This is a genomic window from Cellulomonas sp. P5_C6 (assembly GCF_054049635.1).
On sequence record NZ_JBFULZ010000142.1, the window covers coordinates 1 to 10,561 of the forward strand.

At 66.8% G+C, this 10,561-nt stretch carries 12 protein-coding genes; 8 read left to right on the plus strand and 4 right to left on the minus strand.

The window, feature by feature from the left end:
* A partial coding sequence (locus ACXJKG_RS15010; protein ID WP_456846550.1) for a FadR/GntR family transcriptional regulator occupies positions 1–419 on the minus strand: 419 nt, incomplete at its 3' end.
* 103 nt (positions 420–522) lie between these two features.
* Between ACXJKG_RS15010 and ACXJKG_RS15015 the strand changes: the two genes are divergently transcribed.
* Complete coding sequence (locus ACXJKG_RS15015) at positions 523–1,692, plus strand: mandelate racemase/muconate lactonizing enzyme family protein (RefSeq protein WP_456846551.1); 1,170 nt, start codon at positions 523–525, stop codon at positions 1,690–1,692.
* 6 nt (positions 1,693–1,698) lie between these two features.
* Positions 1,699–1,977, plus strand: coding sequence for a hypothetical protein (locus tag ACXJKG_RS15020; RefSeq protein WP_456846552.1), 279 nt, complete (start codon positions 1,699–1,701; stop codon positions 1,975–1,977).
* A 161-nt stretch (positions 1,978–2,138) separates the two neighbouring features.
* Here the strand turns inward: ACXJKG_RS15020 and ACXJKG_RS15025 are convergent, their stop codons facing one another.
* From ACXJKG_RS15025 to ACXJKG_RS15035, 3 genes are read right to left on the minus strand one after another with little or no spacing between them, the layout of a single operon-like run.
* On the minus strand, positions 2,139–3,125 hold the full coding sequence (locus ACXJKG_RS15025) for an aldo/keto reductase (protein WP_456846553.1): 987 nt from the start codon (positions 3,123–3,125) through the stop codon (positions 2,139–2,141).
* A complete protein-coding gene (locus ACXJKG_RS15030) occupies positions 3,125–3,967 on the minus strand; it encodes an amidohydrolase family protein (protein WP_456846554.1) in 843 nt (280 codons plus the stop codon). Before ACXJKG_RS15030 ends, ACXJKG_RS15025 begins: the two co-directional genes overlap by 1 nt.
* On the minus strand, positions 3,964–4,290 hold the full coding sequence (locus tag ACXJKG_RS15035; protein WP_456846555.1) for an L-rhamnose mutarotase: 327 nt from the start codon (positions 4,288–4,290) through the stop codon (positions 3,964–3,966). Before ACXJKG_RS15035 ends, ACXJKG_RS15030 begins: the two co-directional genes overlap by 4 nt.
* A gap of 133 nt (positions 4,291–4,423) precedes the next feature.
* Between ACXJKG_RS15035 and ACXJKG_RS15040 the strand changes: the two genes are divergently transcribed.
* From ACXJKG_RS15040 to ACXJKG_RS15065, 6 genes are all read left to right on the plus strand, one after another.
* Positions 4,424–5,455 (plus strand): zinc-dependent alcohol dehydrogenase, encoded by a 1,032-nt coding sequence (locus ACXJKG_RS15040; protein WP_456846556.1) that lies wholly within the window; start codon positions 4,424–4,426, stop codon positions 5,453–5,455.
* Positions 5,452–6,207, plus strand: coding sequence for an SDR family oxidoreductase (locus ACXJKG_RS15045; protein WP_456846557.1), 756 nt, complete (start codon positions 5,452–5,454; stop codon positions 6,205–6,207). The genes ACXJKG_RS15040 and ACXJKG_RS15045 overlap by 4 nt, the downstream gene beginning before the upstream one ends.
* Before the next feature lie 135 nt (positions 6,208–6,342).
* Positions 6,343–6,531: a hypothetical protein gene (locus tag ACXJKG_RS15050; protein WP_456846558.1), complete on the plus strand. Its 189-nt coding sequence runs from the start codon at positions 6,343–6,345 to the stop codon at positions 6,529–6,531.
* A gap of 295 nt (positions 6,532–6,826) precedes the next feature.
* On the plus strand, positions 6,827–8,227 hold the full coding sequence (locus tag ACXJKG_RS15055; RefSeq protein ID WP_456846559.1) for an ABC transporter substrate-binding protein: 1,401 nt from the start codon (positions 6,827–6,829) through the stop codon (positions 8,225–8,227).
* Positions 8,228–8,371: 144 nt separating this feature from the next.
* Positions 8,372–9,190: a carbohydrate ABC transporter permease gene (locus tag ACXJKG_RS15060; RefSeq protein WP_456846560.1), complete on the plus strand. Its 819-nt coding sequence runs from the start codon at positions 8,372–8,374 to the stop codon at positions 9,188–9,190.
* An 82-nt stretch (positions 9,191–9,272) separates the two neighbouring features.
* Positions 9,273–10,094, plus strand: coding sequence for a carbohydrate ABC transporter permease (locus ACXJKG_RS15065; RefSeq protein WP_456846561.1), 822 nt, complete (start codon positions 9,273–9,275; stop codon positions 10,092–10,094).
* Positions 10,095–10,561: the final 467 nt, after the last annotated feature.

A 10,561-nucleotide genomic window follows, 5' to 3' on the forward strand; every position in this document is an offset into this window, starting at 1 on the left:
TCCGACGAGCGGACGCGGGCGGTGTCGGCGGCCATGGCGGCCTCGAGGCGGGCGCGGACGTCGCTGAGCTCGTCGAGGACTCCGAGCGTCTCGTCGTGCGCGATGAGAGCCGTCAGGACGACGCGATCCATCATGTTCCACGACCGGGTCGGCTGCACCGTGGTCCCGCGACCCTGACCGACCGACACCAGCCCCTTCTCCTCCAGTCGCTTGACCGACTCGCGCAGCACCGTCCGGCTGACCCCGAACTGCTTGGCGAGCGGGACCTCCGGCGGCAGCGTGTCGCCGGGCGCGAGCTGCCCCGTGACGATCACGTTGACCAGCGCCTCCACGACCGCCACGCCCAGCCGTTGCGCAGGCATCCGATCCTGGATGGACGGGATGCGCGGGCCCTCTGCGGTCGGGTCAGGAACGGTCATGGCGGGAGTATATGCGGATGTACCTACTGTGCAGACGTGTGATGTATGTTCTTTTCGTGACGGCACTGCGGCCGACCGCGCCCCGAAGAGGACATGTGAGCGAATGAGAATCACCGCGTACCGGACTGTGACGACACTCCAGGACTGGGGGCGCCCCGTCGGCGATGTCAACGGCTTCTTCCGGGACGGCATCACCGAGGTGCCAATCGTCGTCCTCGAGACGGACGAGGGCCTCGAGGGGATCGGCGTCGGGTCGCACGCGGACATCGACCGCGTCTTTCCTGCGATCGAGGGCGAGGACCCGCGCGCGGTGGTCGCGCTGTACGACCGCATGCTGGCCCGTGTCTTCAAGGGCGGACACGTCGGGGCGACGTTCGGCGGCATCGGCGCACTGGACATGGCGCTCTGGGACTTGAAGGCGAAGATCGCCGACGAGCCCCTATGGCGCACTCTCGGGGCACGCGACCGGTTCGTGCCCGCGTATGCCTCGGCGCTGGAGATCGCGATCCCCGACGACGAGCTCAACGACCTGTACGGCGAGTGGGTGGCGCGCGGGTTCACGAGCGTCAAGGTGAAGGGCGGCCTGAACCTGGACAGCGACCTTGTCAGGTTGGCGCGCGTGCGTGACATCTTCTCGGCCAACACGCCCCGACCGGGCATCATGCTGGATGCCAACGAGTCCTGGAACCGCAAGCAGGCGATCCGATACATCCACGCCGTCGAGGAGAAGGTCGACCTGTCCTGGGTCGAGGAGCCGTTGCGGCGGTGGGACGCCGACGGCATGGCAATGGTCAGTCGCGCTGTTCGCGCGGGGGTCGCCACCGGCGAAAACCTCACCGGTCTGGAGCAGTTCAAGCCGCTTCTGGACGCTGGGGCCGTCGACATCGTCCAGGTCGGCAGCATGTGGGGGATCACGCACTTCCTGCGCGTCGCGGCAGTCGCGCACAGCCGCGACCTGCCCATCAGTCCTGTCGGGTCGACGGCGAACCCCGTCTTCCATGCCGCCGCGGCCGTCCCGAACCACCTCTCGGCAGAGTTGCAGGACCTTGGAGCCCCGCTCGGCATGACGGTGGACTATGAGATCGCCGATGGTGGCATCGTGCTCGGAGACAAGCCCGGTCACGGCACGACGATCGATGAGACGCGGATCGCCCGGGCTGTGTCGCTGGACGGGTGGGCCCAGACGGACGGGCCGCACGTCCGCCCCGACCGCGCCGGCCTGCGACTCGTGCCAGAGTCGCGATCGGACGACCCTCGTCAGAGCGGTCGATAGGCGTCGTTGGCTCTCTCACGGCCACTGGCTCGTCCCGTCGTCGTCGCGGACGACGAACGGTGTGCGCCCCCTCTGGCCGAGGCGCACGTGACGGGCGGCCTTCCGGTCGCCGAGTTGACACGTCGCGCACCGGCCACGCTCGCCCTCCCGCGGACCATGTCCCGGCACGGCGGCCTCCTCATCGGTGCCGGAACCGTGCTGGACGCCGCCGAGGTCGATGAGCCGGCCGATTCTCGGTGTCGCGTGGGCCGGACCTGGCCTGGTTTCCGCACACCGGCCCGATGACCGTCAAGCAGCGTGAGGGGTTGGACATCCTCGACCGGGTGGGAGGCGGTGACTCGTTCGCGACCGGGTAGGTGGCGGAAAGCTGCCTAGGTGTGCTCCGCCCTGGACATGGGGGATTGTCGCGAGCCGAGATCGTGCGGCGCCGCCGATGACGCTCCTGCTCAGTGCACCGACGATGCAAGGAGCCCGAGGCTCTGCAGATCGGCCCACAGCGCCGCCGGTACGTCCTCCACGTAGCGGTCCAGGTTCGAGTCGACCTGCGCGACGGTACGCATCCCCAGAACGACCCAGGCGACCGCAGGGTGCTGCAGAGGGAAGGCGATCGCGGCAGCCGGGAGGGTCGTGCCATGGTCCTCGCAGACCCGCGCCAGTGCGTGTGCCCGCTCGATCAGCCCACGCGGTGCGCGCTGGTACTCGTAGCGGGCGTCATCCTCGGGCCAGGGGCTGCTGAGCAGGCCGGAGTTGAACACACCCGCCACGACGACTGCGACGCCGTGCGCGCGGGCGGGCTCCAGTGCCGTCGCGAGTCCGCCCTGCTCGAGCAGGGTGTAGCGACCCGCCCCCATCGCGACGTCGGCCAGGCCGCTCGCGAAGAGCCCCGGCACCTTGTCCGGCGCATTCGTGCCGACACCGATGGCTCGCACGACGCCGTCCGCACGGAGCTCGGCGAGCGCCTCCAGCGCCTCCCGGCCGGCCGACGGGCTCACGAGGTCCGGGTCGTGGGCGTACGCGATGTCGATCCGGTCGAGCCCCAGACGGTCCAGCGACTCCTCGACAGAGGTACGCACGCCCTCGACACTGAAGTCCCACTCGCGTCTCAGGGAGCCCGGCACCATGAAGCCGTCGTCGTCGAGCTCAGTCGGCCGTGGGTTCGGACGGATGAGACGAMCGACCTTGGTGGACACGACGAACTCGTCTCGCGGGAGTCCCTGCAACGCCGCTCCCAAGCGGCGCTCGGACAGGCCCAGGCCATAGTGCGGCGCGGTGTCGAAGTACCGCACCCCCCGCTCCCACGCACGCTCGACTGCGCGGGAGGCGTCGTCGTCGGTCATCGGACGGTGCAGGTTGCCCAGCGTCGACGCGCCGAAGCCGATCTCGGAGATGTGCAGACCGGTGCCGCCGAGCGGGCGGGCGGGATGGGTCGTCATCACAGCCCGTAGACGCGGGTCGCGTTGACACCGTCGATCGCATCGCGCTCGGTCTGCGACAGGTCGTCCGTGAGCTCGAGGTACGCCCTGAGCCAACGGCCGTACCCGCCGGCGAGCTCGACGACCGGCCAGTCGGAGCCGAAGAGCAGCCGCTGCGACCCGAAGGTCGCGAGCGCATGCTCGAACACCGGGCGCAACCGCGGGGTCGACCAGCCGTGCCAGTCGTCCTCGGTGACTATTCCGGAGACCTTGGTGGCCACGTTCGGGCAGCCCGCGAGCTCGGCGAGGTCCCGGGCCCACGTCGCCAGCTCGGTACTGCGCATCGGGACCTTGCCCCCGTGGTCGAGGACGAAGGTCGTCCCAGGGAGGCGGCGGGCGACGTCGGCCGCCAGGGGGAGCTGGTGATGGGCGATCAGTACGTCGAACACCAAGCCGGCGTCGCCGAGATCCGACAGCCCCCGCCGGACGTCGTCCCGGGCGAGCCAGTGTGGGTCCTCTTCGACAAAGGTGACGTGCCGAACGCCGACCAGCCGGTCGCCGCCCGGCAACCGGCGAAGCGTCCGGAGCTGCTCCGGTACGTCCCCCGTGAGATCCAGCCAACCCACCACACCGCGGATCTCCGGCGTGGCGTGAGCCACCGCCAGGAGGTCGACCGTCTCCGAGAGGTCGTTGACGGCCTGCACCACCACGCAGCCGTCGACACTGTGGAGTGCCAGCTCCGCGACGGCCGCGCCTGGTGGAAAGTCACGATCGATCGCCGACATCGGTTGTGCGTCGAGCCAGGGTTGCGGGTGCTTGGCCCGCTCCCACATGTGCAGGTGGGAATCGAGGAGGTGCCTCACGGAAGGTGCCAGAGCTCCTCGAGCCGGCGCCATCCGTCCGTCGGTGCGGCGAGACGTCCGAACGGTGTCTGGCAGGGGCCGGTGAGCGCGAGCCACTCCCGGGTGACGGGATCGGCGTCCACGACCGCCAGGTCCTCGTCGTGGTCTTCGCCGATGTACTCGTAGTACCCGAACAGCGTGTCCTCGATCAGAAGGATCGAGTAGTTGGTCACGTGGTGCGCCGAGAGCAGGGCCTCGACGCCCGGCCAGACGTCGGCGTGCAGCCGGACGTACTCGTCGCGCTTCTCGGGGACTACGTCGACGACGAAGGCAAATCGCTGCATGTTCACTCCTTCGTCTTGAGCCGAGCGACGCCAGAGTAGATCATACATGTGACGTTTACTCAATCCTCCGGTACAGTCCGAAACCGGATCGTGACCAACGAGGGTCGCCGGCCGACACCGAAGGAGATGCGCTGTGCGCAGTGCTGCATATACAGGGAACGGGACGGTCGAGGTCCTCGCGTCCGAGCCCGTGCCCCCGCCCAGCGGTCACGTGCAGGTCCGCGTGGCCTTCGTCGGTTTGTGCGGTACGGACCTGCATGTCGTCCACGGGGCCATGGACGCCCGCGTCACCACGCCGCTGATCTTCGGTCACGAGATGAGCGGGACGATCGAGAGGGTGGGCGAGGGCGTCGCCGGCTGGTCGACGGGTGATGCCGTGACGGTCATGCCGCTCGCCTGGGACGGGACCTGCCCGGCGTGCCTGGCCGGTCATCAGCACATCTGCCAGAACCTGGAGTTCATCGGGATCGACTCCCCGGGTGCGCTGCAGACGCTGTGGAACGTGCCGGCCCACACTCTCGTCGCACTCCCCGCAGGCCTGGCCTTGGACGTCGCGGCTCTCGTCGAGCCCACCGCCGTCGCCGTCCACGACGTACGCCGCGGTGAGGTTGCGCCCGGCGACCATGTGGTCGTGCTCGGGGGCGGGCCGATCGGGGTACTGATCGCGACCGTCGCGCGGCACGTCGGCGCGATCGTCGCGATCGTCGAGCCCGATCCCCACCGTCGCGCGCAGATCGAACAGCTCGGTCACGTGGCCGTCGACCCCGGCTCGACCGATCAGGCCGCCTGGGTCGCCGCATGGACCGACGGTGCAGGTGCCGATGTGGTCTTCGAGGTCTCCGGCGCTGCGGCTGCGGTCGCTGCCGCCACCGGGCTGGCCAAGGTTCGAGGGACGATCGTCGTCGTCGCGATCCACGGAGCCCGCAGGGAGGTCGATCTCATGCAGATCTTCTGGCGCGAGCTCCGGGTCCTGGGTGCCCGCGTCTACGAGCGGTCCGACTTCGAGACGGCGAGCTCCTTGCTGGCCGACGGTGTCGTGCCCAGCGAGCTGCTCATCTCACAGGTCGTGCCCCTCACCGCTGTGCGAGCCGCTTTCGACGACCTCGAGCGGGGACTCGCCATGAAGATCCTGGTCGATGTCGCCGCTACGGAGAGTGCGAAGTGAACCCGTTCGACCTGACGGGGCGGCTCGCCGTCGTCACCGGCGCCAAGCGCGGCATCGGCTTCGCCCTCGCCGAGGCGCTCGCCGCCGCGGGTGCCGACGTGATCGGCGTGAGCGCCACGCTCGAACGCGAAGGCAGTGCCGTGGCGCGGGTCGTCGAGTCGCACGGGCGCTCGTTCCAGAGCTACGCGGTGGACTTCGGCGATCGTGAGGCGGTCACCACTCTCGGTGGAGAGCTCGCCGAGCGAGCGCCCGACATCCTCGTCAACAACGCCGGCACGATCGCCCGGATGCCGGCCGCGCAGCACCCCCTCGACTGGTGGGACCGCGTCCTGGAGGTCAACCTCACAAGTCACTTCGTGCTGACTCAGCTCGTCGCGCGGCCGATGCTGGAGCGCGGCTCAGGGAAGATCGTCTTCACCGCGAGCCTGCTGAGCTACCAGGGCGGGATCAACGTCCCCGGGTACACCGCATCGAAGTCCGCCGTCGCCGGGCTCACCAAGGCCCTCGCGAACGAGTGGGCATCGCATGGGGTCAACGTCAACGCGATCGCACCCGGCTACATCGCGACCGACAACACCCGGGCCCTGCAGGACGACCCCGAGCGCTCCCGGGCGATCCTCGAGCGGATCCCCGCCGGCCGGTGGGGCAGAGCCACCGACCTGTGCGGGGCGGTCATCTTTCTCGCGTCGTCCGCCTCGGACTACGTGGACGGGATCACCATCCCGGTCGACGGTGGCTGGCTCGGACGATGAGCTAGCGACCTCCGACGTGGTGCCGGCTCCAGACGTGACTGGCCAGAGCCGCCTGCCGCATCAGCTCGGATCCGCGGCGAGCGGGCCGAGCACCGTCGCGCGGCTTCGAGAATTCCGCGGCACACCCTGGAGCAGATGCAGACGTCCCTCGGCCACATCCCGCACGTCCAGGCGGCCGACGTCGCCTTCCACGAGACCGTGCTGGCACTGTCGCACAAGCGCATCGCGGAGAGCATCGCACGGTCGCTGTTCGAGCGGGCACGGGAGAGCAGCCGGTACTCCCTCGGCGTGCCCGGCCGCGTTCCACGAGCAGACCCCCTCTGAGCGCGACCAGATCCTTGCCGCCATCGCGGCCGGGGTCGGCTGACGAGGCGGCGCCGGTCAGGCTCGGGCACTGCGTTGATCGGGGCAAAGCGGCCCCGATCAACATCACGTTGGGGTGAGCGTCAGGTCGGTCAGCGCCAGGCTGGTCGCGGCCCGTGGCAGGTCCGCCACGGGAGAGGTCCCGCCAACCAGCGGCGCTCATTGCGCATACGTCACATGTATGATCGAATGGCAAAAGCATCGCCAAAGTGGGTGGTGAAGTCGTCAACGACGTCGACCAGAAGAGGACGCGACAATGTCAGCACAGCAGCGCCGCTCCACCCGATTCCCCCGTCTGTTGGTGCTGACCGCAGCAGCCGCGAGCCTCGCGCTGATGGCGGCCGGTTGCTCCAGCGGAGGTAGTGGTTCCGACTCCAGCGGAGGTAGTGGTTCCGACTCCAGCTTCGGATTCCCCGCCCCCGAGCAGATCAAGGACAGCCCGATCACCATCTGGGTGGACGCTGACCGCTCGGCCATCGCCGAGGCATTCCAGACGGACAACCCCGACATCAAGGTGAATATCGAGACGTACGACGGCAACTCCGGCGGTACCAACTCGTTCCAGACCAAGGTCGCGCTCGCCGACGCAGCCGGTGAAGGCTGGCCCGACGTCGTGTGGTCGGGGCAGGTGAACGACGCCAGCTGGGCCGCGAAGGAGCAGAACGGCGTTCAGGCTTTCGCCGCGGCGCTCGACACGGGCGTCACCGAGGACGGCTGGCTTGACGGCTACACCGCGCACGCGCTGGACCCGGTCACGGTCGACGGCCATATCTACGGTGCCCGCGACAACCTCGCGCCCGTGGTGTTCTGGTACAACAAGGCCCTGTTCGACGAGTTTGGCTACGACGTCCCCGAGACCTGGGAGGACTACCAGGCGCTCAGCGACAAGCTTGCAGCCGACCACCCTGGATACATCCTCGGCTCGATCGGTGACCCGTTCACCGCGGTGCTGACGGACATGTGGGCCGCTCAGGCGCCGATCTACACGGTCGACAGTGACAACAACTTCACGGCCGACTTCTCGGATGACCACACGACCCGCATGATCGCACTCCTGGACCACATGTTCGCGAACGGCACTCTGACGCTCGATGGACTGTTCACACCCGACTGGGTGGCGAACCACAAGGACACGACGCTCGGCATCCCCGGACCGACCTGGTTCATTGGAGCGGTCATCCAGAACCCTGACAGCCTCGCCGCAGAGCCGGGCACGTGGGCTGCTGGCGCTCCGTTGCACTGGRCTGGCGAAGACGTCAATACCGGCAACGTGGGCGGTGGCTTCTGGTACGGCTCGAGCCACTCGACAAACCTCGAGGCAGTGGGCAAGTTCCTGCAGTACGCGACGAGCGGTCCTCAGTCTGTCAAGTTGATCACCGGCCTGCCGGCGTACGAGTCAACCGCGAGCGAGTGGTTGGACGGACAGGTCGACAGCGGATACTGGGCCGACTCGGACACGTTCAAGGACGTCGTCACTGGCGCAGCCAGCCACATCTGGGCCGGATGGGGTGCGACGCTCTCCTTCAGCTCCGAGCCCGCTTGGGCCGAGATCGTGGCTCCGGCTCTGGCCGCCGGCAAAACCATCGACTCGGTCGCAGACGAGTGGAAGACGCGATACGAGAACGACGCCAGAGTCAACGGCTACACGGTCAAGTAAAGAATGACAAGAACCATCTCGAGCACCGAGATAGCGCCTCTCGCCGCCTCCCCTCCACAGGGGCGGCGGCGGGGGGCAGCCCGGCGTCCGCAGAGCCGAACCGGCTCCCAGGCCTACATTGGCTACATATTCTCGAGTGGCTACGTGCTGCTGCTTCTGGCCTTCGGTATCGTGCCGATGTTGTACGCGCTGTACCTCGCTTTTACCAAGCGCGGACAGTTCGTCGCATTCGACAACTTTGTCAAAGTGTTTGGCGATTTCCGATTCTTCCCGGCCGTGGAGCACGTTGCGCTCTTCGTCGCCATCTGGCTGGTGAGCCTCCTTTTGTTCGTCGTCGTGCTGGCGCTCATCGTCCACGCCGCGCGCGTCAGGTGGGTGTCCGCGTCGACTCGATTCATGTTCTACATCCCCGGAGCGTTGGCAGGGTCGGCGAGCGTCCTGCTCTGGCTCTTCCTGCTCGACCCGAGCGTGAGCCCTATTGCTGTTTTGCTGCAGCAATTCGGATTCGATAGCTTCACCACAACGGTCGCCCAAAGCAACCTTCCGGTGATCTTCACGATCATCGCGTTCTGGGTCGGTGCCGGTGGATGGATCATCATCATGTACGGCGCGCTCAACACGATCTCAACCGATGTGATGGAGGCCGCACGCATCGACGGTGCCGGCCCCCTGAAGACGGCGTGGTATATCCAGATCCCGCTCATGCGAAAATGGATCGTCTACATGGCCATCATCTCGATCGCGGTCGGAAGCCAGTTGTTCGTCGAGCCCAGGGTCCTCAGCCAGGCGAGTCGGGGAGTTGTCCCGAAGGACTATTCGATCAATCAGCTTGCCTACCAATTCGCTTTCGGTACCCAATCGGACTACAACGGGTCGGCGGCGATTTCGATCCTCCTACTGGTCGTCGCGGCGGGCCTTGCAGCCATCTTCGTCTTCAAAGGAGGACTCTTTGACCGCGACTAGTCTCCGCGTCGTTCCTTCAGCGCTGGCTCCCACGCGTTGGCTTCGGCGCGTTCTCGTCATTGCCGTCCTCGTGTTCTTCAGCGTGTTCTTCGTGCTGCCCTTGGCGTGGCTGTTGCTTGCGCCGACGAAGTCCCAGGCTCAACTCAATGGTGCCAACGGTGAACTTCCGTTCAGTTTCGGGTCCTTCGATCAACTCGCTGAGAACTGGAATAATCTGGTCACCTTCCAGCACGGCATCATCTGGAGTTGGCTCGGCAATTCGGTGCTGTACTGTGGGGTCGCCCWGGTGCTCACGATTATCGTGTCGATTCCCGCGGGCTATGCCCTCGCGATGACCACCTTCAAGCTTCGTCGGCTCGTGCTCATCACGACTCTCATGGTAATGCTCATCCCGAACACGGCACTTGCGTTGCCGATCTTCCTCGAGCTCACCCGTGTTCAGCTGGTTGGTACGCCACTCGCCGTGATACTCCCGTTCGCCTTCTTCCCGTTCGGGGTGTATTTGACGTACATTTATTTTTCCACGACTATGTCGCGCGATCTGCTCGATGCCGCCCGCATCGATGGCGCGGGCGAGTTCCGGGTTTTCACGAAGATCGCCGTGCCCCTGGCGACCCCCGTGATCGCGCTCGTCGGCTTCTTCAACTTTGTCAGCAACTGGAACAACTATTTCCTCCCGTTCGTCACGCAGCCCGGGTCGCGAAAGATGCCCATACAGGTGGGCTTGACGGAGCTGATCTCGAACACGCCCGTGTTCAACCCGACCAATGTCGCCTCGTTGACGATCAGCCTTCCCCAGTTGGCGCTCGCGACGCTCATTTCCGTGGCTCCGGTTCTGGTGGTCTTCTTGTTCTCACAGCGCTTCCTCGTGACCGGGCTGACAGCGGGTGCCACGAAGGAATGACCCGCCGGTTCAAGATGGCGTGCCGGATGTGACCCGAGCGGTGTGAGGAGCACCTCGCGGGCTCTGACGCCTCCGGCGCAACGTCCGATCGTGGAGATCGAGCCAGGGAACGGGCTAATGACCCAGCGGCGTCCTGCTGTGTCCGCCAGTGTCTATCGGGTCCCTCCGTACGCCAACTGGAGACCTGGTTGGCGTAAGCAGTTGGCGTACGCGCGACTGAGGGCCGTTTCCGATGATTCAGAAACCGCCCTCTGACCTGCGGTAATGCCGGTAGGCGATACTGGTATCGAACCTGATTCATCATCTACCCGGCGACACTGGCTGACCGCACGCCCAGCTCCGCAGGTTGACGCCACCCGGCGCGCGCACTCATCGAGGTAGACGAGGTCGGCATTGAACCTGCCGCGAGCGTTACGTCGCGGTCAGCACCAAGAACAAGACTTCGAGCCCTGGGACCAGTCCATGAG